At 68.1% G+C, this 20,713-nt stretch carries 20 protein-coding genes and 6 pseudogenes; 11 read left to right on the top strand and 15 right to left on the bottom strand.

Annotation, left to right across the window (positions count from 1 at the left end; genetic code table 11):
- Positions 1-537 precede the first annotated feature (537 nt).
- The 3 genes from ACGFNV_RS04660 to ACGFNV_RS04670 all read right to left on the bottom strand — a co-directional run bounded on the left by ACGFNV_RS04660 (position 538) and on the right by ACGFNV_RS04670 (position 4,591).
- Positions 538-1,707 carry a PP2C family protein-serine/threonine phosphatase gene (locus tag ACGFNV_RS04660; RefSeq protein WP_393619321.1) on the bottom strand — a complete coding sequence of 390 codons (1,170 nt, stop codon included), beginning with the start codon at positions 1,705-1,707 and terminating at the stop codon, positions 538-540.
- A gap of 1,190 nt (positions 1,708-2,897) precedes the next feature.
- Positions 2,898-3,719: a lipase family alpha/beta hydrolase gene (locus ACGFNV_RS04665; RefSeq protein WP_393619322.1), complete on the bottom strand. Its 822-nt coding sequence runs from the start codon at positions 3,717-3,719 to the stop codon at positions 2,898-2,900.
- A 269-nt stretch (positions 3,720-3,988) separates the two neighbouring features.
- A complete protein-coding gene (locus tag ACGFNV_RS04670) occupies positions 3,989-4,591 on the bottom strand; it encodes a hypothetical protein (RefSeq protein ID WP_393619323.1) in 603 nt (200 codons plus the stop codon).
- A 263-nt stretch (positions 4,592-4,854) separates the two neighbouring features.
- On the opposite strand from ACGFNV_RS04670, the pseudogene ACGFNV_RS04675 reads away from it, so the two are divergent.
- Positions 4,855-5,358: pseudogene (locus tag ACGFNV_RS04675) on the top strand (universal stress protein); the annotation flags it as partial.
- A 56-nt stretch (positions 5,359-5,414) separates the two neighbouring features.
- On the opposite strand, the gene ACGFNV_RS04680 reads toward ACGFNV_RS04675, so the two are convergent.
- The 4 genes and pseudogenes from ACGFNV_RS04680 to ACGFNV_RS04695 all read right to left on the bottom strand — a co-directional run bounded on the left by ACGFNV_RS04680 (position 5,415) and on the right by ACGFNV_RS04695 (position 8,546).
- Positions 5,415-6,185: a transposase gene (locus ACGFNV_RS04680; protein WP_393619325.1), complete on the bottom strand. Its 771-nt coding sequence runs from the start codon at positions 6,183-6,185 to the stop codon at positions 5,415-5,417.
- Between the two features lie 135 nt (positions 6,186-6,320).
- Positions 6,321-7,569, bottom strand: a pseudogene (locus ACGFNV_RS04685) (IS701 family transposase).
- 73 nt (positions 7,570-7,642) lie between these two features.
- A pseudogene (locus ACGFNV_RS04690) lies at positions 7,643-7,801 on the bottom strand (IS5/IS1182 family transposase); the annotation flags it as partial.
- Between the two features lie 118 nt (positions 7,802-7,919).
- Positions 7,920-8,546 carry a TetR/AcrR family transcriptional regulator gene (locus tag ACGFNV_RS04695; RefSeq protein WP_393619327.1) on the bottom strand — a complete coding sequence of 209 codons (627 nt, stop codon included), beginning with the start codon at positions 8,544-8,546 and terminating at the stop codon, positions 7,920-7,922.
- An 80-nt stretch (positions 8,547-8,626) separates the two neighbouring features.
- Here ACGFNV_RS04695 and ACGFNV_RS04700 point away from each other — a divergent pair, with 80 nt between their 5' ends.
- Together ACGFNV_RS04700 and ACGFNV_RS04705 are read left to right on the top strand one after the other, a co-directional pair.
- Positions 8,627-9,019, top strand: coding sequence for a Dabb family protein (locus tag ACGFNV_RS04700; RefSeq protein ID WP_393619329.1), 393 nt, complete (start codon positions 8,627-8,629; stop codon positions 9,017-9,019).
- A 23-nt stretch (positions 9,020-9,042) separates the two neighbouring features.
- Positions 9,043-9,932 (top strand): annotated as a pseudogene (locus ACGFNV_RS04705) (IS5 family transposase); the annotation flags it as partial.
- A 143-nt stretch (positions 9,933-10,075) separates the two neighbouring features.
- Here ACGFNV_RS04705 and ACGFNV_RS04710 read toward each other — a convergent pair.
- Positions 10,076-10,480, bottom strand: a complete 405-nt coding sequence (locus ACGFNV_RS04710; protein ID WP_031080431.1) for a type II toxin-antitoxin system PemK/MazF family toxin — start codon at positions 10,478-10,480, stop codon at positions 10,076-10,078.
- A 141-nt stretch (positions 10,481-10,621) separates the two neighbouring features.
- Here ACGFNV_RS04710 and ACGFNV_RS04715 point away from each other — a divergent pair.
- Positions 10,622-10,780 (top strand): annotated as a pseudogene (locus ACGFNV_RS04715) (IS701 family transposase); the annotation flags it as partial.
- 74 nt (positions 10,781-10,854) lie between these two features.
- Here the strand turns inward: ACGFNV_RS04715 and ACGFNV_RS04720 are convergent.
- From ACGFNV_RS04720 to ACGFNV_RS04730, 3 genes are all read right to left on the bottom strand, one after another.
- On the bottom strand, positions 10,855-11,244 hold the full coding sequence (locus ACGFNV_RS04720) for a VOC family protein (protein WP_393619331.1): 390 nt from the start codon (positions 11,242-11,244) through the stop codon (positions 10,855-10,857).
- A gap of 173 nt (positions 11,245-11,417) precedes the next feature.
- Positions 11,418-11,912: a hypothetical protein gene (locus ACGFNV_RS04725; RefSeq protein WP_393619333.1), complete on the bottom strand. Its 495-nt coding sequence runs from the start codon at positions 11,910-11,912 to the stop codon at positions 11,418-11,420.
- Between the two features lie 179 nt (positions 11,913-12,091).
- Positions 12,092-12,685, bottom strand: a complete 594-nt coding sequence (locus tag ACGFNV_RS04730) for a helix-turn-helix domain-containing protein (protein ID WP_393620028.1) — start codon at positions 12,683-12,685, stop codon at positions 12,092-12,094.
- A 178-nt stretch (positions 12,686-12,863) separates the two neighbouring features.
- Between ACGFNV_RS04730 and ACGFNV_RS04735 the strand changes: the two genes are divergently transcribed.
- Positions 12,864-13,850, top strand: coding sequence for an alpha/beta fold hydrolase (locus ACGFNV_RS04735; protein ID WP_393619335.1), 987 nt, complete (start codon positions 12,864-12,866; stop codon positions 13,848-13,850).
- 368 nt (positions 13,851-14,218) lie between these two features.
- Here the strand turns inward: ACGFNV_RS04735 and ACGFNV_RS04740 are convergent, their stop codons facing one another.
- On the bottom strand, positions 14,219-14,611 hold the full coding sequence (locus ACGFNV_RS04740; protein ID WP_393619336.1) for a hypothetical protein: 393 nt from the start codon (positions 14,609-14,611) through the stop codon (positions 14,219-14,221).
- 16 nt (positions 14,612-14,627) lie between these two features.
- A pseudogene (locus ACGFNV_RS04745) lies at positions 14,628-14,723 on the bottom strand (IS5/IS1182 family transposase); the annotation flags it as partial.
- 69 nt (positions 14,724-14,792) lie between these two features.
- Between ACGFNV_RS04745 and ACGFNV_RS04750 the strand changes: the two are divergent.
- Positions 14,793-15,707 (top strand): transposase family protein, encoded by a 915-nt coding sequence (locus tag ACGFNV_RS04750; RefSeq protein ID WP_393619338.1) that lies wholly within the window; start codon positions 14,793-14,795, stop codon positions 15,705-15,707.
- A 122-nt stretch (positions 15,708-15,829) separates the two neighbouring features.
- On the opposite strand, the gene ACGFNV_RS04755 is transcribed toward ACGFNV_RS04750, so the two are convergent.
- Positions 15,830-16,282: a hypothetical protein gene (locus tag ACGFNV_RS04755; protein WP_393619339.1), complete on the bottom strand. Its 453-nt coding sequence runs from the start codon at positions 16,280-16,282 to the stop codon at positions 15,830-15,832.
- A 147-nt stretch (positions 16,283-16,429) separates the two neighbouring features.
- On the bottom strand, positions 16,430-16,681 hold the full coding sequence (locus ACGFNV_RS04760; protein ID WP_393619341.1) for a hypothetical protein: 252 nt from the start codon (positions 16,679-16,681) through the stop codon (positions 16,430-16,432).
- 704 nt (positions 16,682-17,385) lie between these two features.
- On the opposite strand from ACGFNV_RS04760, the gene ACGFNV_RS04765 reads away from it, so the two are divergent.
- The 5 genes from ACGFNV_RS04765 to ACGFNV_RS04785 all read left to right on the top strand — a co-directional run bounded on the left by ACGFNV_RS04765 (position 17,386) and on the right by ACGFNV_RS04785 (position 20,666).
- Positions 17,386-17,571 carry a hypothetical protein gene (locus tag ACGFNV_RS04765; protein ID WP_393619343.1) on the top strand — a complete coding sequence of 62 codons (186 nt, stop codon included), beginning with the start codon at positions 17,386-17,388 and terminating at the stop codon, positions 17,569-17,571.
- 87 nt (positions 17,572-17,658) lie between these two features.
- Positions 17,659-18,060, top strand: coding sequence for a hypothetical protein (locus tag ACGFNV_RS04770; RefSeq protein ID WP_393619344.1), 402 nt, complete (start codon positions 17,659-17,661; stop codon positions 18,058-18,060).
- Between the two features lie 345 nt (positions 18,061-18,405).
- Positions 18,406-19,548, top strand: coding sequence for a molybdopterin-dependent oxidoreductase (locus ACGFNV_RS04775; protein WP_393619346.1), 1,143 nt, complete (start codon positions 18,406-18,408; stop codon positions 19,546-19,548).
- Positions 19,545-19,949 carry a hypothetical protein gene (locus ACGFNV_RS04780; RefSeq protein WP_393619348.1) on the top strand — a complete coding sequence of 135 codons (405 nt, stop codon included), beginning with the start codon at positions 19,545-19,547 and terminating at the stop codon, positions 19,947-19,949. The genes ACGFNV_RS04775 and ACGFNV_RS04780 overlap by 4 nt, the downstream gene beginning before the upstream one ends.
- 96 nt (positions 19,950-20,045) lie before the next feature.
- The gene (locus ACGFNV_RS04785; RefSeq protein ID WP_393619349.1) at positions 20,046-20,666 is read left to right on the top strand and encodes a hypothetical protein; all 621 of its coding nucleotides are present in this window, start codon (positions 20,046-20,048) and stop codon (positions 20,664-20,666) included.
- Positions 20,667-20,713 lie beyond the last annotated feature (47 nt).

Raw genomic sequence — 20,713 nt, forward strand, 5'->3', positions numbered from 1 at the left:
GTCGAGCCGACGTCCGGGACCTCCCCGAGCCCTGACCGCCGAGGGGGCCGAAGCGTTGTTCGGCTCAGGGAAGCCGCGGTCACCAACGCCCAACACCGGTGAGCGCCCCGGTTCCCGGCTGCGTCCGCTCCACCCGGTCCGCCCCTCGCGCACCCTCACACCATGCAGGGACATGGGCGAAGGGGCCACGGGATGTCAGCCCTCCGGCCACGCTCAAAATCGCCCACTACGCAGCGGTGTTCGACCCGATCACATGTGCACGGCTCCCGCATACGAGGTGACGGCCACTGCCCCGAGACGGCGCAGGACGCGCCGCCGCTCGGTTCAGGACCGGGTCGGTCGGTCTCCGGCGCCAAAGTGACCGGGATCGTTTACGCGAGACGCGCCAACGCGTCACGCAACTCAGCCAGGATCAGATCCGACAGGGCCACACCCGCCTGCCCGAGTCGGGGCACTCGACCATCCCGGAGCAAGACGGTGGCGGCAGGCTGCGGGCCCAGAGCAAGGTTCACGGGGCGGGTCGGTATGGCCGGTCGGTCATCGCCGGGGACCGTGCCAGTCCAGGACGAGGACAGTGGCGTCGTCCTTGAGGTTGCCCCGGCAGGCATCAAGTACCGCGGTCGTCAGGGTGCGGACGGCCTCCCTGGGATGTGAGGCGCGGGTGTCGCGCACGAGAGAGGCCAGGTCGACAGCCGCGGCACCGCGTTCCTGCATGCCGTCGGTGAGCAGGATCAGGCGGTCACCGGGGCGCAACTGAAGCTCCTGGAGCCGGTAGGAGGTGGGCGCAGCCACGCCGAACGGCAGGTTGACGGCGAGCTTGACCTCCTCGACCTCGGCGGCGCCCTCGCGCAGGCGCAGAGGCCAGGGATGTCCCGCGTTGACCAGTTCGCAGGCACCCGTCTCGAGGCGGACGCACAGCAGTTGTCCGGTGGCCAATCCGCGACTGTGGGCCAGCAGGGCCTCGTGGGCACGCCGGGCCTGCTGGAGCGCGTCGCAGCCACTGCGGCGGGCGCCGCGCAACGCACCCATGAGCAATGTGGCCAGCAGGGCGGAGTCGGTGTCGTGCCCCATGGCATCGGTGATGGACAGGTGCAGGGTGTCCCGATCGAGGGTGTAGTCGTACGTGTCGCCGCCGATGTCGTCGGCCGGCACCAGTCCTGCGGCGAGGGTGAACTGGGGGGCCTCACAGCAGGAGGCCGAAGGAAGCAACTGGTGCTGGATCTCGGCGGCCAGGCTGGTCCGGGTGGTGCGTCGGCCCGCGTGGTACAGATCGGTGAAGCGCCGGTCCGTGACGATGATGTAAGCAAGCGCGTGGGCCGCGTCGCTGATCTGTCCGAGCACGGTATCGTCGGTGTGCTGCAGCGTCACCTCCAGCACACCGATGCAGTCGCCGCGGTTGGTCACCGGCGAGATCACGCGTCTGCCGCCCTGGCCGTCCGGTTCCACATGCTGGCGCTGGCCGCGGAGAACCGTGTCGTAGACGCTGCCTCGCAAATCGATCCGCTCGGCACCGTCCGCCGTGGCACCCTCGGCGGGCGCGGTCAGACGCAGCAACCGCTGCCCCACAAGATCGGCGAACAGGAACGAGACACGCTCCGCCCCGAAGCGCTTGCGCAGGTCGTGCGCGATTACGCCGACGGATTCCCCGGGCGGCGCGGCCTCCGCGGCGGCCAGAAGCTCGCCCAGTTCCAGATCTCCGCCACCCATGGCAACCTCCCATCCGATGTCGCCACTGATTCCCCGGGTTTCGCCGACCTCACCTGGGACGTCCATCACGCCCGCCACGGCCTCTTCCCTTCCGGCCGATCCCTCGGCGCGGCGCGAAGGTCGCGCCCGCAGCGCACCGACGCGCGGCCTCGCCGTCGCCCCCGGCACCAGCCTGGGCCCAGAAACCTGTGGGGCCGGGAAGCGACTGCGCAAGACGTGCCCGTCGGGCCCAACCCGCCGAGGAGCGTGCCCTGGCCGTGACGCTCGTTTTTGACGCTCCGGCCCCGTAACAGCCCGTCCCCGGACGTAGGAAGGCAGCGCTGCAGAGGGCCCAGCACGCCGTGCACCGGGAACTCGACACGGACAGGGCCACGGCTTCGGTCGCAACCGCACGCGAGGTGGCCGCTCGAGCCGCGACGGTGACAGCACGGTTGGGCCACCGGCTGCACGGCGCGATGGGGATGACGGCGGAGTATCCCCTGCACCGGCACACCACCAGGTTGTGGGCGTGGCGGGACGAGGAAACTTCGGAACACGAGTGGTCGGTGCGGCTCGGAGAGCTCGCCTGCGCTCAGGGCGAAGGGGCCGTGTGGCATCTGACGACCGCCTGACGACCTGCTGGGTGAGGTGATGGGTCCGTCTTGCCCCACTCACCTCAGAGGATGGCTGGCGCCGAACGAGAGCCAGGGGGACCGCGGCACCGCGCGGGTCGGGGAACGCTGGGAGAAGGTCGGCTTCGCGTTGGCTGCGGTGGTGACGCACGTATGACGCACGAGGCTCACCAGGGGGTCTGAATTTCGCCCTCAAAACCGCCTCTGACCTGCATGTTTCTTGGAATGGGGCAGGCTGCGCACCTTCCCGATGACGTCGCACGTGGAGTGCGTCGCTATCCTGGAGCCCCTCCGAGAGGGTGCCTGACCTGCGGTTTTTCGGGGAATGGCCGCCGCTTCGACCTGTTTCCGGTGGTCGCAACGGGTGGACGTGGAGAACACTGTCTGAGGTGCGGTTGCCGGTGCTTCGATGGCGATTTGTGCGCCGGAGCCGCCTGGGCCCGCGGCGATTCCTGACGCACGGATGACGCACGTTCTGATGTGGTGTCAGGTTTGATGTGAGTACTGGTTGTGAGTCGTATGAGGCCACAGCTCGACGGATGGCCCTCCGTAAGGCAACGTTCCTTGGATCGAGCGCACCTACCGCTTGTTGTATGCGAGGCGGAAGAGGGTTTTGAAACCGGTGCCGGCGATCACTGCCATACGGTCGCGCTGACGCTGGTCGAGAGCCCTATGCCAGGCATGTAGGTCACTGTGGTGCCGGGCCGCCGCGTCGAGGAGAGACTGCAGGTGTAGTTCCTGGGTGTGGTCGAGCTGCAAGTGCCAGGCCTCGGCCTCGTAGGGGTCGAAGTTGGTGCAGGGGTGGTCGTATTCGGCGGCGTCCTTGGCGTCGGTCGCGGGGTAGACGCCGACGGGAGCGGGGAGCAGGTTCAGTACGCCTGACAGGGAGCGGAAGGTGTCGCGTGAGAGGTATCTGCCGAGCAGGGTGAGGAAGTCGTGGCCCCATAGGTGGTTTTTGAGGTAGCCGCCGATGGCGGGAGCCCCGTAGTGGGGTGTGCCGAGGAATACGATCTTGCCAATGAGGTTCCACATGTCGGGATGGCGCATGAGCGCGGTGCGTACGGCGAGCCCGCCCATGCTGTGAGCAACGATGTTGATCGGAGTCTTGTGGTGGTTTGCCTCGTGTGCTGCCAGCAAGGCCTGGTGCAGGGCGTCGGCGCTGTGGTGGAACGGTTTGCGCCAGTCGTAGGGGAAGGTGAGGTGCTGGATATCGCGTCGCTTTTCGGCGGCAAAGAGGAAGCCTTCGTAGGAGGCATCCACTGCGACAGACAGGATTTTGAAGGAGGGGTGGGCGTCGCTTTGGCCGTCGGGGGCGAGAGCCAGGCTGTCAATTCTGTTGCGTGATCTGATGTCCAGCCACCAGATGCCGCCGAGGCCGGAGCTGGCGAGGGTGCTGCCCATGACGCCTGGGACGAAGATGAGGTTGGTAGGCGCAGTATCCGCCAGGTGCTGCTGCGGAGCCGGGCCGGCTAGTTCGGCGAGTTCGTCGTAGGCGGCTGTGCCGAGAAGGCTGCGCAGGGCGTCAACCCGGCGTCTGGGTCACGCACAAGCGCCATGCGGGTGGGCGTGTCTGCGATGAGGAAGCGGCTGGCGATGTCCTGATGGTCGTGCGGTGATGTCACGCTTGCCTCGCTCGCGTTTGTGCTGTGCCGGTCTCCCCTTCTGCGGTATCAGTGCCAGACCAGTTGCGAGGTGCCGTCGTCCTCACGGACGTACTCGGCCCGGATCTCCTTGCCCAGTGCGGTCACCACAGGATGTCCCGTCTCCAGGGACACGACCGTCTCCTCGAACATCTCCGCCACGCTCTTCCAGCGGACGACGCCCCACAACTCCGCATCCTGGTCGATCTCCAGGACCGCCCCTTGGGCCGGCCCCTCCCGATGGTCGACGACAAGCTCCACCCCCGACAGCGTCCTGGCGAGCGGGACCCACCGGACATGCGCGGTCGTCCCGACGACGGACTCCTCGCTCTCGTCCTCCAGACTCCAGGCCACTTCCTGTTCCATGTCCCGCTGCCCGAGCCGCATCCCCTCCGCGTCCAGCGGATAGTGGCCACCAGGCAGCCATCCCCCCGGCCCTCCCGGCCGCGTCCAGGTCGACACCCCGTTGTGGTGGGCGAGCCAGAGCCCCAACTCCGGATGGAGATCGAACCGGTTCTCGGCGACTTCACTGATCTGCGCCGCCGTAGCGGGCGGGTTAAGAGTGCGGAACTCGTCTGGCGCGTGGGCTTCCAGCCACGAATCCAGGCGGTTCAGTATGTCAGGGAAGGGCACGGTTCATCCTCACGTCGCGATGCGCTCTCACCTGTCAGACCCACAGGCCTCCTCGTGGGTTCCCGCATTCCCACAACCTCACGCCCGGCTCACGACAGCCGTGTCCTTCGGCCCGCAGAATGCTCACAAGCAGGGAGTAATCGTCAAGGCTTGTGGATGGGGTGGGATGTCGCCTCGCGGTGCGCCGCGGTCGCGTCGAGGGGCAGCTTCGTCACTCCGCAGACCGTGGCCGTCTCAGGCGAAGTCTGCTGCGGTGATGCCGTCGGGAGGCCGCGCACACGAAGGGTCCGCTGATGGTCGTACGCGGGGACCACCCCTGTGACGGCGAGCGCGAGGTGCTGCTCGGCTTGGAGAGCGACGCCGACGTGGACGCGGCGGCCTACGCCTTCCAGGAGGCGGAGCGGCGCGGTGTCCGGCTGCGCGTCCTGCACTCCTGGACCCACCGACGCCTCACTCCGGAGGTGCCCTCGCCGCTGCCCGCGACAAGTCCCGGGCAGCGGGAACAAGCCAGGCGTGAAGCCGCCGAGGAGGCGGTCGCGCACTTCGACGTGGCCGCCCTGCACGAGCGCTATCCCAAGGTCGGCGTCGAGACCCGCACCGTCCGCACCGGCCCGGCCCACGCTCTGCTGGAGGCCACCCGCGAGGCTGGTCTCGTGGTCATCGGCGCCCATCGCCGAACGCACCGAGCTGGTCCGAGGTTGGGCGGGGTCGTCCACACGTTGCTGCACCGCAGCCACTGCCCCGTGGTCGTGGTGCCGATCGACTAAAGGGTGTTGCACAAGTGTGGCTGTTTGCATGGCTCAGCGGTTGTTGACCTGCTGTTTCACCCGGCGAGGGCGAGGTTGTGCAGGGTGGCGACGGCCTGGACGGCATGGTGGAGGCCGTCTCCTTTCTGACGGCAGTCGCGCAGGATCTTCCAGTGCTTCATCCGGGCGAAGGTGTGCTCGACGCGGGCTCGGACACGCCGGTGCTCGGCGTTGTCCTCCTCCTGCCCGCGCAGGAGGGGCCGTCCGGCGCGTCTGCGATGCGGAACGATGAGGCCCGTGCCCAGGTAGGCGCCGTCGGCGATCACGGTCGTGCCCGCAGCCGTCGCGGGCAGACCGGACTCGCGCCACACGTGGGCGTCGGCCTTGTTCCCGGGCGCCGGACGCGCTGATGCGACGACCAGGCGGGTCTCGGCGTCGATGATGACCTGCACGTTCGCCGAGAACCGGTAGTCACGGGACGAGGCTGCGACCGTACGGTCGCGGACCGGGATCAACGTGCCGTCCACGATCCACAACCGCTCCACCCCCGCGACCGGCCGCGGTGCCGGCTCCAGCGCGAGCAGCGGCCGCAGGCGCTTTATGACCCGGCATACCGTGGCCGGGGAGATCCCGAAGAGCGGGGCGAGCTGCCGCATCGTGAGGTTCGTGCGGTAGTACACGGCCACCAGCAGCACCCGCTCGGCCAGCGGCAGACACCACGGCCGACCGCCACCGGGACCGTTCCCGCCCCGCTCCCGCACCACCCTCAGCAACTTCTCAAACCGGTCCATCCGCAGCCCTGTGAACGTCTCCACCCACAACGGCTCAGCCCTCAACACCCCACGCATACAAGGCAAATGCCCGGATCGCAGCCTTGTGCAACACCCTTTAGTACTCCAGCAGCGGTTCGTGTCTTGAGCTGCGTTTTCAATAGTGGCATCGGCGGGCGATGGCTTGGCGGCGTCTTCTTCAGGCCGACCACTTCAGTGTGTGGGTGACGGCGTTGTGGTCGGCTCGTGGGTGGGGTAGGAGAACGTCCAGGAGTCGCCGTATCTCTGCCACGGTGAGCGGGACGAGGGCTGATCCGTTTCTGCAGCCCCCTTTGCCGCCTCACCGGCCTGGGCTGCGAGTGCTGTCAGAAAGGCGGGCGAGCATCGCCAGGCTGATGTGCCGGTACCAGCCGACGTAGCGGCGGACCTCGTACTGGTCCAGGCCGCATTCGTTCTTCGCGGCCTGGAAGCACTCTTCGATCGCCCAGCGGGAGCCGGCGATGCGGACCAGCTCGGCCAACTCGGTGCCGACGGGTGCGTAGGCGAGGTAGTAGGCAAGCTCGCCGGGGTCGGACAGGCTGCGGCGGGCCATTACCCATCGGTGATGAGTGGGTGGATCGGGGTCGAAGATCAGGTTGGCGGGCAGCTTGGCCGCGGCCCAGTCGTAGACGCGCGGGCCCTTGGCTCCGTCGCCGCAGGACAGCCGCTGCCAGGCATCGGCAGGGGCATCCTCGATGAGCTGGTCGATGCGCCAGATCCCGGCCGGCGACTTGATCTGCTGGGACTTGGGGACCGCGACCACATAGCCGACGTCGAGTTGTTCGAGCAGGCGGCGGAAGTGCCAGTCTTGTCCGTAGGCCTCGTCCGCGGTGACCCAGGCGGCGGGCAGGCCGGCGGCAATGCAACGGCGGACGATGTCCCGGGCCAGTTCACCCTTGGTGGCAAAGCCCCGCTCATCAGGGATCTTCGCCGCCTGGCAGCGGTCACGGTCGGAGGTCCAGGCCTTCGGGAGGTAGAGGTCCCGGTCGACCAGGGCCCGGCCCGAGCTGGTGGCGTAGGCGGCGAACACCCCGATCTGACAGTTGTCGATCTTTCCCGAGGTGCCGGTGTACTGCCGACCCACCCCGGCCGACGTGGTGCCCTTCTTGATGAACCCGGTGTCGTCGATGATCAGTACCCCGCCCGGACCGAGACGCTCACCGACGTAAGCACGGACATCGTCACGCAGGGCATCCGCGTCTCAGACGCTGCTGTTCAACAGCCGCTGAAAGCCGTCCGGAGTGCGGTGGCCTGCCCATTCCGCAAGCTGCCAGCCGTTCTTGCGTGCCGCTTGGCCCAGCAGACCGCGGACATAGTCCCGCATCCGCCACCGTAGATCCGCCCGACCGAACCGGCCCGCCACCCGCTCGAATACCGACTCCAACTCCGCAGCCCAGTTAATGACTTCAGTCATCCCCTCCATGCCAGGACAACGACAACCGCCAGCCCAGGACACGAACCGCTGCTGGAGTACTAGGGCCTGTATCCGGTCGTGATCAAAGGGCCGTTCGCGTGGGGTCGTTAATCCAGATCATGGAGGCGCGGAGATACAGGCCGGCGAAGTAGCTTCCGGGAGTCTTGTCATAGCGGGTGGCTATGCCTCGCCAGGCTTTCAGCTTGTTGATCAGGCGCTCGACGGTGTTCCTCCGTGGATGCCGGCCGTCGCGATCTGTTGGTAGTGATGGGGCAGCTCATCATCGCGTGCTTGAGGCGAGCGCGTGGAGGTTTTGGACCTGCCGGTGCGTCGAGTTCGCGGCGACATGCCGGAGCGGATCATTTTCCGTAAGCGCGCAGGAAGACGTCCACAACGGGGTCCGCGACGCTGTCCAGGGCGGCGCTGGAGCGGTACTCCAGCGAGCCGGTGATCAGCGAGAGGAAGTGTTCGGCGGCGAGCTCCGGGTCGCATCTGCTCAGGCGGCCATCGAGGGCCAGGCGGGCCAAGCGGTCAGCGAGGGCGGAGCGTACCTGCAGGACTGTACGCTCACGTACGCTCGCCGCCAGGTCGGGGAATTGCGCCGCCTGCGCACAGGCCAACTGCCTTACGGCGATGGCGTCTGCGGTACCAAACACCTTCAGCAGGCCGCAGGCCACGACCGTGAGCGCGGTGCGCGGGTCGGCGTCCGTGGCGGTTTCGCGCAGTTGCTCGATGACAGCGAGGCTGCGTGCGCCGATCCGGTCAGCGACGGCCTCGACGGCCTCACGGTAGAGGCTCTCCTTGTCGTTCAGATGGCTGTAGACGGTCGGTTTGGCCACGCCCGCCTCCTGTGCGATCTCCTTCACGCATGCCTGGGCGTAGCCGCGCCGTGCGAACACCGCGAACGCGCCGTCCAGTATCGCCTGCCGCCGCTCGATCAGCCCACGAGACGTACGCCCGCCTCCGGTTGACGCTTCTGAACCCATGGGTTCAGTGTAGCTATTGAACCAATCAGAACAGTTCTCTGAACCGGCTGGTTCAGTATGCTCGGAAGGGTGGCACAGGCGTGATCGTTCACATGCTGCGTTTTGCGTTCAAGGAGACCGCGACCGAGGAGGAGCGCGAGCGCGTGCTCGCGGTGATACGGCGGACGGCCTCTGTCGAGTCAGTGTCGTTCTCGACGGTGGGTCAGGTACTCGGCGGTCCCGACGGCTTCACCCATGCCTGCTGCGTCGGCATCGCCGACCTGCCAGCTCTGCGGCGGTACATGCATGATCCGGTCCACCTGGCTGGCGACCCGCAGATCATGCCCTACCTGGCCAGGATCGCCATTGGCCCGGACCTGTCCGACGACATGACGCCCACTCTGGCCCGGGACATCCTTGCCTTGCACGAGGAGAAGGTCGCGCTCTACCCGCAGTGGGCCGCCGAACTCGGCCCACTGTTGGCAGCCTCGTGACGTGACCTGGTAGTTCGTGGTGCGTGACACGGACACAACTGACTGACGAGGCATGGGGGTTCATTGCGCCGTACCTGTCGATCGGCAGGTACGGCCCGTATCCCGAGCGGCTGCGGCAACAGTTCGAGGGCGTCGAGGCCCTGCTGGACGGCCTGATAGCCGAGGCCGCGAAGTGGGGTGAGGTGGACTTGTCGCTGGTCAGCGTGGACTCCACCATCGCCCGGGCCCACCATGACGCCGCCGGGATGCAGCTCGGCGACGGTTTCCTCGCCACCCTGGAGAGGGCCGCCGAGGAGAAGGCTCGGTCAAAAGGGGGCGATGAGCAGGGGTAAGACGGACGATCCGGAGACGGTGACCCCATCCAGGAAGAGCGAGGCCGCCTCCGGCGCCGACACCGGCTCCGACTGGAGGCCGCCCTGCTCGGGCGCTCGCGCGGCGGGCAGACCAGCAAGGTTCACCTCGTCGCCGACCGCAAGTGCCGCCCGCTGGCGCTCGTCCTGACCGCGCCGGGCAGGCCGCAGACAGCCCGCAGTTCATCCCAGTGCTGAAGAAGGTGCGGGGACGTGGGCCCGTCGGCCGTCCCCGCACCCGGCCGGCCGCGGTCGCCGGGGACAAGGCGTACTCGTCCCGCGCCAACCGCGCCTACCTGCGCCAACGCCGGATCCAGACGATCATCCCGGAAAAGAAGGACCAGGCCACGAACCGGAAGAAGCGAGGCAGCAGGGGCGGTCGGCCCGTCAGCCACGACGCCGATCTCTACAAGGAGAGGAACACCGTCGAGCGCCTGATCAACAAGCTGAAAGCCTGGCGAGACATAGCCACCCGCTATGACAAGACTCCCGGAAGCTACCTCGCCGGCCTGTATCTCCGCGCCTCCATGATCTGGATTAACGACCCCACGCGAACGGCCCTTTGCTCACGACCGGATACAGGCCCTAGTACTCCAGCCGTAGATCGTGATCTCGATGGTGAGGGGCGTCGAGGCGGCAGGTGTCCAGCGTGGCTCATCTCGCCCGAGATCGCCCATGCCGTCGCGGGCGTCGGCTCCTTCTCCGTCTACCCGAGTTCACCGCGGCGGAGGGCGTCCCTTATCTCGCTGAGCTTCGCGGTCGTTGCCGGGGTCCGCTCCTGTGCTTGTTCAGCGAGTCGGAGGGCATCGTCGATCTCGCTGAGCTTCCTGGAGGACAGGACGGCCGCCCGCTCTATCAGGTCGTCCCGGGACACGGTGGTCAGCCACGTGCACGGGGTGAAGCCTGGACGCGGGAACGCGAGCCGCAGCACGCCTTCGAGCGGCAGCCCTTCACCGGCGCCGACCGTCACTTCGATGCCCAGACCGCTGATGTCGAGGCCCGCCGGAGCGACGACCTGCATCACCTGGAACCCGGACGCGTCGTCTCCTGACAGCAGTACGACCAACCTCCGCTCGTCGAACTGGACCCACCAGACTTCGCCACGTTGCACAAGCCCTCCGATACACAGGACGGCAGGCAGACGCTGCGCGACCTGACGCGGTGTGGAGACGGGTGCGGCCACCGTTGATCATCGGTGTGTGAAGACAAACGATCATGCGGTGGCCGCAGGTCACAGCGTAGCCCCTGCCTGCTGGCAGGAGGCGTTCGAGGGCCTGATGAGCGGATAGCGGGACGCTTCACACGGGTCGAATCCCGATGCCGGGCCCGGAAGTTGGTACCCGGCCTGTTGTCGGACCTGCCGCGCAAGAACTGCTGGACCATCGCCGAGTGGGCCGGGGACAGGACGCCGGTATCGCCAGCGCCGATCAAACTCCGATGACGGCGGGGGAGCCGACGGCCTTCCCGCTCAGGCGGGAAGGCCGGTCAGATGAGGTAGTCCGCGCGCCCCTCGTCATCGAGTTCGAAGGGGCCTTCGGGGATGATGCAGAATTCATTGCCCTCGGGGTCCGCCATCACCAGAAACCCGCCGGCGTCGTACTCCTCCAACCGGCGTCCGCCGAGCGCCTCTACACGTTCCTGCTCTGTCGGCGGGTTGGGTGAGGTGACGTCGAAGTGCATACGGTTCTTCACAGACTTGGGCTCGCCGGTTCGCTGGAAGCCCAGACCCAGGCCGTTCTCGCGCTGCAGCCATACGTAGGGTCCCATGCGGCCCACGACTGGCCGGCCAAGCAACTCTGACCAGAACGCGGCAAGCCGCTCAGGGTCAGCGGCATCGACGATGAGGGCATTGATCTGCATAGGTGACTCCGCCATGCCCTGATCCTCTCAGGGCAGACAGGCCCGCTCAGCGTCGGTCGCCACCCGCGCGGTGCGCGGCTGACGAACCATCTGATCGGTGGCACAGAACAGCGACGGTCACACTTCGGTGAGACGAACCCGCCAGTGGTCAATCTTCAGTGAGACCGGTCGAACTTCCCTGAGACAGGTCAGCGGCGGGTGAGTTCGTCCCGGGCGGCTTCGTCGCCTTCGCGGGGCTCGGTCTGCTCCAGCGTGCCCAGCTCGCGCAGCGCCTGGAGCTCATCGGCGCGGGCCGCGACCCGGGCGGCTTCGCGCAGCTCGGCTTCCCGTGCGGCGGCGGCCGCGGCTTCGGCGGCGAGCTCGGCCTGGACGACGTCGTCGGTGTCCGGGTCGTACACGGTGCCCGGGGCCGCGTCGGCAAGCAGCTGCTCGATGCGCTCCCACTCCGCGAGCTCCGCGCGGACGCGGGTGTCGTCGGCCAGGTGCTCGTGCCGCGAGTCCTGCCGTGCGTCGAACCGGGCGCCCTCGAGGGCGCGTGCGACGGCGGCGGCGTACATGCCCTTCGCGCGGCGGCGCACCACGCGCCAGCCGATGCGGGCGGGGTCGACCGGCTCGCGCGGCGCAGCAACGCGTGAGGCGAGAGGGCGGCGGACATCGCGCCGGCGCGACCAGGGCGTGGTCATCAAGTCCTCGCATTCACGTGCGGATTCGGGAGCGGGCCGCCGCCAGAGCGCTGAACGGCGGCCCGTGAATTGAGCCGAAGCTCAGTAGTTGTCACCGGCAGAGCCGGATGACGTGGCGAATGAGACCGAATGAAGCAGCGTGGTTGTCACCAATGAGGCACGCGGCTTGTCACACATGCTCATTCAGCAGCCTTTCTCTCACCAGTCCCGCGACCAGCGGCTGGATGGGTGCGCTGCCGTAGACGTTCTCCCTGCGGCCCGAACAAGATCAGATACTCGACCGGTCCGTCAGACCCGGCGTTCGCGACTCCGTGGGGGATGCGGGTGTCGAACTCGGCGGCGTCCCCGGCAGCCAGGACGAGGTCCCGGTCACCGAGTGCGAGCCACAGCCGCCCGTACAGGACGCACAGCCACTCGTAGCCCTCGTGGGAGACCTGACGTGGCCGCGCGGGCGCCCCTTCGATGGCAGGCAGGACATGCTTGTGGGCGTGCAGGCCGCCGACGTACCGGGTGAGCGGCAGCACCACCTTGCTGTCGCCGAAGCTCAGCGGTGCCGAGGTGCGCGACTCGGCTGCTGGGACGGGTGCGGTACCGGCCAGCTCGTCCAGAGAGACGCCGTACTCCTTCGCCAGCCGCAGCACCACCTCCAGGGTGGGCTTGCGCCGGCCGGTCTCGATCCGCGACAACGTGCTCGGTGAGATGCCGGTCGCGCAGCTGATACCGGCGAGCGTGGCGCCGTGCTGCTCGCGTGCGGCTCGCAGCCTGGGCCCCATCGCCGCCAACGTGCCGTCCACCTCGTCGACTTCCACTGTGACCGTTCCTTCCGACCGCGCCGCTCCACCGTCCGTCCTGCGAGTTTGCCAGGATGGCAAGACCGATCGCGTCGGGTGGGCGTCGCGCCGCATGCTCGATGGGTAGCCGCGTCTGCCCGCGAACCGAGGAGAAGCCCCTATGCAATCCGAGCCGACCGCCGCGCTCCGCCACCGCACCGTCGAGGCCCCGGCCGGACGCCTGCACCTGGTCGAGCAGGGCACCGGTCCGCTGGTCCTGCTCGTGCACGGTTTCCCCGAGTCCTGGTACTCCTGGCGCCGCCAACTCCCGGCCCTCGCCGCGGCCGGGTACCGGGCCGCGGCGATCGACGTACGCGGCTACGGCCGCTCCTCCAAGCCCGCCGCGACCGATGCCTACCGAATGCTCAATCTGGTGGAAGACAACGTCGCCGTCGTGCGCGCCCTCGGCGAGGAAAGCGCGGTGATCGTCGGCCACGACTGGGGCTCCAACATCGCCGCCGCCTCCGCCTTGCTCCACCCGGAGATCGTCCGCGCCGTCGGCCTGCTGAGCGTCCCCTACGCGCCGCCCGGCGGCCCCCGACCCACCGACATCTTCGGCCAGATCGGCGGCACCGAGCAGGAGTTCTACGTCTCCTACTTCCAGGAACCCGGCCGCGCCGAGACAGAGATCGAGCCCGACGTACGGAGCTGGCTCGCCGGCTTCTACGCCGCGTTGTCCGCTGACACCATGCCCGCCCATGACGAGCCCGACCCGCACTTCGTCGCCCTGGGCGGCCGGCTGCGTGACCGTTTCCCCGCCGGCCCGCTCCCAGCCTGGCTGACCGAGGACGACCTCGACGTCTACGCCGGGGAGTTCGAGCGCACCGGCCTGACCGGCGCCCTCAACCGCTACCGCAACATGGACCGCGACTGGGAAGACCTCGCCCCCCACCACGGAGCCCCGATCACACAGCCCGCCCTGTTCATCGGCGGCACACTGGACGCCTCCACCACCTGGATGGCCGACGCCATCGACGCCTACTCCACCACTCTCCCCGCCTTGTCCGCCACTCACCTCCTGGACGGCTGCGGCCACTGGGTCCAGCAGGAACGCCCCCACGAGGTCAACAGCGCGCTGACCGACTGGCTCGCCACCATCCACGGCTGAACGAGGCGGGCTACCTGGGCAGCTTGGCGGTGCGTTTCGGGTGGGCCGCGCCAAGGCAGGGCATGGCGGTCTGCTCGGTGATGCTGAACAGTCGCATCAGCCCGATCGGGTCGGCGCTCGGCCGCTTCTTTGGGGCGCGGTCTTGTCTCAGGCCACTCAACTGAGCCCGCGGGGAAGGGCTCCGCAGCCCGTCAGCGCTCCTCCGGAACCCGCGCGTGCTCCACTACTCCGGTGACAGCAAACCTGCCTATGTGACAACTACCGTGAGCCTTTTTCAACCTCAGGTTGAGGCGTGGTGAAGGAGGAGAACGGTCTTCACGAGGCCGTTCCCGGTGGCGGGCACCAGGGATGGGCCCCCGTCCGTTCGTTCAAGAAGCCCGGATCGCTCGATCGATTTCCGCGCCGGTGCGGGCCACGACGACGGGCCACTCGTCCCTGAGGGCGGCAGGCAGAAGGTCGCGGTCCTCGTCCCGCTGAATCATGGTTGGTCCGCCCGGGACGACGAGCACTGCATCCAGCCGGCGCAGCAGGATGGCCAGAATGTCCATGATTCCGCCGCCTCCGAAGCGGTTGAAGGTGATGTTGCCCGGGCTGGAGAAGAACACACCCGCCTCCTCCCCCTCCGCCGTACGCACCTGCAGGAAGTTCGTCCCGGGGTCCCGTGCCACCACATAGGGAGCGAGGACCTCGTGCGCAGCACTCATGTCCAGCGGCGTCGGCTCACCGTTCTTGAACCGGCATACGAAGATGTCAAAACTCATGGAGCCTTTTTTAGCCTCAGGTCGAGGCATGGTGAAGGACGAGGACGGCCTTCAGGATGTCAGTGATGCGGTTGGTGCTGCAGCGGAGTTTCCGCAGAAGGCGCCAGCCCTTAACGAGTTGGTGCGTGATAGCGGGTAAAGCTTCGTGCCAGGCAGATGGCATGATCCGGTTGTGGCGATCATGGTCAATCGTGCGGTGCTGGCGCATCGGCTGTTCACTGGGATCTCTCGGCGTCATTTCACCTACTTGGTTGAGGAGTTGGCGGTGCCGTGGCAGGCCGTCCTCGAGGGCCGCCGTCATGCCGCACGAGGTGGGGACAGGAAACGGGCTGCGGGTGCCGGCGCCCGTCACCAGCTGGTGTTCGTCGACCGGCTGGTGGCCACGCTGATCCACCTGCGCCATGATCTGCCGCACTCGGTGCTCGGGCTGCTATTCGGTGTCGACCGCTCCACGATCACCCGCGCGATCGGGGAGATACGTCGGCTCCTGGCCGAGCGGGGGTGCGCGGTCCCCGACCGTCCCGGCCTGCGTCTTCGGACGCTGACGGACGTGTTCGCCTACGCCCAGGCCGAGGGCGTCGAGCTGCGGCTGGACGCCACCGAGATCCAGGTCCGCAGGCCGCCGGCCAACCGCGGCGGTCGCCGTGCGTTTGTCTCGGGCAAGAAGAAGCAGAACACGATGAAGGCCACCGTGATAGCCGACTGGCGTGGCCGCACGTTATGGACCGATGCGCTGCGGCCTGGACGTATGCACGACGCCACGGCCGCCCGCAACGAAGGCATCGCCGTCTGCTTCCAGCACTTCCCCGACGTCGAGGTCCTCCTGGACGACGGCTACCTGGGCCTGAGCCGCGACCACCGCGGGCAAGCGATCACACCACCCAGAAATCCCCGGCCCGGAGCCCTCCCCGGCAGAGTCGAACAGTGGGAACGCGACCGCCACGGGCACTCCTCCGACCGCATCACCGTCGAACACGCCCTCGCCGACCACAAACGCTGGAAACAACTGACGCGCTGGACCCACCGCCGCGACCGCCTGCCCGACACCTACCGCGCCATCGCCGGCCTCGTCTCCGACCGCACCAACAACACCTGAGAACAGGCCACGACCAGGCCAAACACGCCTCACCCGCTATCACGCACCAACTCGTAAGCAGACTTGGAACAGAGCAGGGGGAATTCAGTCAAAGAGCGCCATCAGAGCGGCAGCGTCCCTGGTCACAGGCGAGTGGTGAACCGGCCGTCGGGCAGTTTCCGCAGCCAGCTGCGGTCGGCCAGCCTGACCAGCTTCCCGCGCAACGGCTCCAGTCTGGCCCGCACGCTGACGTCCACCCCCAGCACCTCGCCGACCTGCCGAGCCATGACCGGCCCGGCAGCCTCCCGCACAACGGCCAGGATGCGCTGGTAGTCCGGCGGGAGCATGGTCTCCTCCACGCCGGACGTGCGGTGCGGGATCATCATCACCGCCCGGCCGCCCACCTGCCCGGGCGCCGGCCCGGCCGAGGCCCGTTCCTCGGCAAGCTGCTCGCTCATCCGTTCAAGAACCTTCTCGGCGCCGGCGAGTTCGTCGCGCTCGGCCCGGACCTCCGCCAGCTGGTTGGCCAGCTGTTCTTCGAGTTCGTCCAGTTCCCCACGCCGCGCGGTGATCCGCTCCAGCAGCTCGGGATCCATACACCGGATCGTAGAAGGCCGTCCGCCCGCCGCGAGCAGGAACCGGCAAGCCGCCCGCTGACGGACGATATACAGCGCAGGCTCCAGCCCCCGACCAGCACAAGCACCCCGGAACACGGTCACACCAGCCCTGCTGACCAGCGATTTTCAAGTTGGCGGAGGCTCATTGAAGTGCATCCACTCCGTGTCACTGGACGTGATGCAGCGGTTGTCCCGTGTCACCGTCGCCGCGTCGGCCTGGATACGCGCGACGACGAGGGGCCCGATGTCCGCGTGATCGACTACGGCTTCGAATGCCGGCCTTCCAGCATCGTTCACCCGCAAAGGCGCGAACAGGGCCGAGGCAAGAGCCTCGAACGACTCGGTTCCTTTTAATCGGCAGCCTTCACGGTCCGTCATACCCGTGCACCTCCAAGTCCCGCCGCAGGAACTCTACTTGTGTCCGCACATGCCGTGCACGATTTGGGGGGCTGCCGTGCGCGCAATGGTGCTCTCGGGGCGTGCATCCCGCTTACGGTCGTCAAACGAGTGCCATACGCTCGGAATCCGCAGCAAGTGGATCTTGCGTCGTGGCCGCGAAGTAGGGGGGATCACCGCTCGGCGGTGCCCTGACAGGGTTCGAGCGACGAGGTTCAAGCGAATGCACGCGACGGAGCGTCAAGTCAGGATCGTGGTCGACAGTGCGAGATTCGGCCTCCTCGGCCGACAGGTGGAGCGCGGCAACAGGGCTTGGAGACGAGCGACACAGACGCCGTCGGACGTGGGCGCGTGGCATCGTCGCCGGATCGGCAAGCCCGTCTTGGCGATGTGCGGAACGGCCACCGCCGGCACGGCGCCCGTAGGAAGCTCCGCTGGGCAAACCAGGGAACCGGGGCTGACCTCAGCAGAGGCTACGGCCCTGCAGAACCGGGTGGATGCCTACATCGCCGGCGTGGGCGGCACCCAGATCGCTGCCGACCGCATCCTGCTCGGCACGGGGGCCGTGCTTACGCTCGCCCTCCCGGGCAGGACCGGGGTGAAACCGCTCAGGCGGCCTCTTATCCTGCCGCTACGGGCATTTCTGCGCCTACAGCGACGTCAATCGGTCCGGTGGCGTCATCGACATGTACCACTGCGCGGATTACAAGATCCCCTGGTTCGGCAACGGATCGTGGATCAACAATCGGACCCCGGGAACTCAAGCCGGATTCAAGGACAACGACTTCGTCGTCCGCTGGGCCGACTCCGGCGCCTATTCCTCGGACGACGTCGCCGACTGGTCGGGGGTCCACTACGTGAAGCACTGCTGACGCCCCCTCCCTCATCCAGCTCTGAACGAGCGGGAAAGGCACCGACCGGTCCGAGAAAAACCATCGAGGCAAACAGGAGGAGAGATCGTGAAATCACCGCGTCCCATCGCCGCAGCTCTCGGCTGCGCCACTCTGATCGTCATGAGCCTGAGCGGCGCTGGCGCAGCCGAGGCGTCGGCCGCGACTGACGCCTACTACGGCTGTCCCGCTGGAGCAGTGTGCATCTACGCTCAGGACCCTGGAAAGGAGCCGACCGCCCCTCCCGACCCCAACAGGATCACCAACATCTACTACAGCTACGGCGCCCACAACCTGAGCAATCAGTACGGCTACCACTGGGTCGCCAACAACCAGACGGGCGGCACAAACGCCACTTACGATGTGTGCCGTGGTTACAACGGCGTCGACTGCACGTTCGGCAGCATCCCGCGCATCGCGTGGCACCTCGACCTGACACCCATCAACTCGATCGTTCTGCATCGGCCCTAGCTATAAAACTGCCGGACGTGATCCGCTTGCGCGACAGGTCGTCCAGCCAGATCGCGACGCCTTCATCGGAGAGGCGCTTGAGTGCGTCCGTCATACCTGGGCCTCCCGACACGAGCCGCGATGGTCGGCCTGGCCGCCCACAACGTCGAGGCGGTCCTCGAAGGCGGCACGGCACCCAACCCACTGCCACGCACGCCGGGCACGCCAGGCCCGCCGGGACGGCCGGTCGGCCACAGGAACTGAGCATCGGGCACCCGTCCGCGGCTCCGCACGTCGCACTCGCTGACGGAACGTCCCTGTTCCGTAAGAGTTCGATTGTTCCGCAACGGCCGGGTCCCGAGTGGGATGGGGGGCATGAAACTGCGTGTCTCTCCGCCGGTGTTCCAGGGCAGACTGCATGACGCCCGCACCGCGACCTCGATCGGCCGCTGGCTGGGACCGGCGTTCGCCGTGTGCTTCGTCACCGGGCTGGTCAGCCACTTCATGCAACATCCTCCGGGTTGGGCCGACGCCGTCCCGAGCCGCCCGGTGTGGGGATATCGGCTCACCCAGGGGCTTCACGTCGCCTCCGGTATCGCGGCGATCCCCTTGCTGCTGGCGAAGCTGTGGACGGTGTACCCGCGACTGTTCGAGTGGCCGCCGTTGCGGTCGGCCAGGCACGCCCTGGAGCGGCTGTCGGTCGCTGTGCTGGTGGCCGGCTCCCTCTTCGAGCTTGCGACCGGACTGCTGAACACGGCCCAGTGGTACCCGTGGCCGTTCTCGTTCGTGCCGGTGCACTACGCAGTGGGGTGGCTGGTCGTCGGGGCGCTGGTCCTGCACATCGCGGTCAAGGCACCCGAGATCCGGGCCCATTGGACCCGCCGCTCACCAGGGACCCTCGCCCTGCCGACACAGGACGGCAGCGACCGGCGCTCGCTGCTGGCCGCGGTGGGCGCGGCCGCCGGAGCCGTCACACTGACCACAGTGGGCCAGTCGTTCACCCCGCTCAAGGACTTCCTGCTGTTCGCGCCCCGCCACCCCGACAAGGGGCCACAGTCCCTTCCGGTCAACCGAACCGCCGCGGCGGCCGGGGTCGGCCGGATCGCCGGCGAGCAGTACCGCCTGGTGGTGGCCGGTCCACGGCCGTACACCCTCACCCTGGACGACCTGCGGGCTCTGCCGCAGCACGAGGTGGAGTTGCCGATCGCCTGCGTGGAGGGCTGGAGCAGATCGGCGCGCTGGACGGGCGTGCGGGTGGTGGATCTGTTGGAGCGGGCGGATGCGCCACCGGACGCGCGGGTGCGGGTGGTGTCGCTGCAACTGCGTGGCGGCTACCGGGTGTCCGAGCTGGGCCGTGCACATGCCCGCGACCCGCTGACCCTGCTCGCCCTGCGCCTCAACGGCGAGGAACTCGACCCCGACCACGGTTACCCGGCGCGGCTCATCGCCCCAGACCGGCCGGGCGTGCTGCAGACCAAGTGGGTCGGCCGACTGGAGGTGCTGGGATGACGGTGTTGCGCGTGACGGCGGGCATCGCCGGTGTGGCGCTCATGGCTGTCGGGGTGTCCCTCCTGATGGACGTCCGCGATCTGCCGGGTGTGTTGGTGTGGCTGGGCGGAGCTGTCGTTCTGCACGACCTGTTGATCGTCCCGGTGGTGTTGCTCGTTGGGCTGGTGCTCGTACGCGGCGGTGTGCGCGGACCGGTCCGCGGGGCGCTGCTGGTCGCCGGCGCGCTGACGACGGTGGCGCTGCCCGTACTGCTGCGTCCGGGGAAGACGGCCAACTCGTCGGTGCTGCCGCTGGACTATCCGCGCAACTGGCTGATCGCCATGGTGGCCGTGGCCACGGCGACGGCGCTCTGGTCGGCCCTGCGGAGGTTCGGGCGCGGTCGTCGGCGGCCCGAACGGTGAACACACCTGCCCGCCGGTGGTCGAGCCGTCTTACGGGTGTCTTACGCGTCGTGGGAGGACGCGGTCGACCGCCCGGCGGCCGCCTAGCGTGACCGGATGCGATCCCTCCGTATTCTGCGCAGGACGGCCGTGGTGACCGCCGCTCCGCTGCTGTTGGCCGTCGCGGGTCTGATGCACCCTTCGCATCTGACTGCGGCGACGGCAGGTCACTGGGCCGGGCTGCACATCGTCCTGCTGCCCGTCTTCCCCTTCCTGGTCCTCGGCTTGCTCGTGCCCTTGTGGGGCAGGCCTCGCCGCGACATCGAGGGGGCCCTGACCGTGCTCTCCTGGACCGGATGTATCGGTTACGCCGCCTACTACTCCGGCCTCGACGCGGTGGCCGGCATCTCCGCCGGCACCGTGGTGGACCACGGCGTGCACGGCGCGGCGGGACGACTGTTCGCCACCGGCGACGAGTTGGGGCGGACCGGGGTGTACGGGCTGGCCGGTGCCTCGCTCGCCACCTGCGCGGTGCTCTGGCGGCGGCACGGTGTGCGGGTGCTGCCGGGTGCCGCCGTCCTGTCGGTCGCCTGCTGGTCGTTCGTCGACAGCCACATCTTCTGGCCGAAGGGCGTGTTCACCATGCTCGGCTTCGCCGTGGCCTTCGCCCTGCTGACGGTGGCGGCGTCCTGGCCGGCCGACAGGGCGCGGGAGCCCGAAAGCCTTACGAACCCCTGACGTCATCGCGTCGAGCGGCCCGCCACCGGGTGCGCGGGCCTACGGTC

The organism is Streptomyces sp. NPDC048751 (assembly GCF_043198595.1).
Classification (GTDB): Bacteria; Actinomycetota; Actinomycetes; order Streptomycetales; family Streptomycetaceae; genus Streptomyces.

Coding starts and splice junctions, on each gene's coding strand:
- ACGFNV_RS04660 (WP_393619321.1), bottom strand. CDS start 1,707: ATGGGTGGCGGAGATCTGGAACTGGGCGAGCTTCTGGCCGCCGCGGAG.
- ACGFNV_RS04665 (WP_393619322.1), bottom strand. CDS start 3,719: ATGGGCAGCACCCTCGCCAGCTCCGGCCTCGGCGGCATCTGGTGGCTG.
- ACGFNV_RS04680 (WP_393619325.1), bottom strand. CDS start 6,185: ATGCGTGGGGTGTTGAGGGCTGAGCCGTTGTGGGTGGAGACGTTCACA.
- ACGFNV_RS04695 (WP_393619327.1), bottom strand. CDS start 8,546: ATGGGTTCAGAAGCGTCAACCGGAGGCGGGCGTACGTCTCGTGGGCTG.
- ACGFNV_RS04720 (WP_393619331.1), bottom strand. CDS start 11,244: ATGGCGGAGTCACCTATGCAGATCAATGCCCTCATCGTCGATGCCGCT.
- ACGFNV_RS04725 (WP_393619333.1), bottom strand. CDS start 11,912: ATGACCACGCCCTGGTCGCGCCGGCGCGATGTCCGCCGCCCTCTCGCC.
- ACGFNV_RS04730 (WP_393620028.1), bottom strand. CDS start 12,685: ATGGGGCCCAGGCTGCGAGCCGCACGCGAGCAGCACGGCGCCACGCTC.
- ACGFNV_RS04735 (WP_393619335.1), top strand. CDS start 12,864: ATGCAATCCGAGCCGACCGCCGCGCTCCGCCACCGCACCGTCGAGGCC.
- ACGFNV_RS04740 (WP_393619336.1), bottom strand. CDS start 14,611: ATGAGTTTTGACATCTTCGTATGCCGGTTCAAGAACGGTGAGCCGACG.
- ACGFNV_RS04750 (WP_393619338.1), top strand. CDS start 14,793: ATGGTCAATCGTGCGGTGCTGGCGCATCGGCTGTTCACTGGGATCTCT.
- ACGFNV_RS04755 (WP_393619339.1), bottom strand. CDS start 16,282: ATGGATCCCGAGCTGCTGGAGCGGATCACCGCGCGGCGTGGGGAACTG.
- ACGFNV_RS04760 (WP_393619341.1), bottom strand. CDS start 16,681: ATGACGGACCGTGAAGGCTGCCGATTAAAAGGAACCGAGTCGTTCGAG.
- ACGFNV_RS04765 (WP_393619343.1), top strand. CDS start 17,386: ATGTACCACTGCGCGGATTACAAGATCCCCTGGTTCGGCAACGGATCG.
- ACGFNV_RS04775 (WP_393619346.1), top strand. CDS start 18,406: ATGGGGGGCATGAAACTGCGTGTCTCTCCGCCGGTGTTCCAGGGCAGA.
- ACGFNV_RS04780 (WP_393619348.1), top strand. CDS start 19,545: ATGACGGTGTTGCGCGTGACGGCGGGCATCGCCGGTGTGGCGCTCATG.
- ACGFNV_RS04785 (WP_393619349.1), top strand. CDS start 20,046: ATGCGATCCCTCCGTATTCTGCGCAGGACGGCCGTGGTGACCGCCGCT.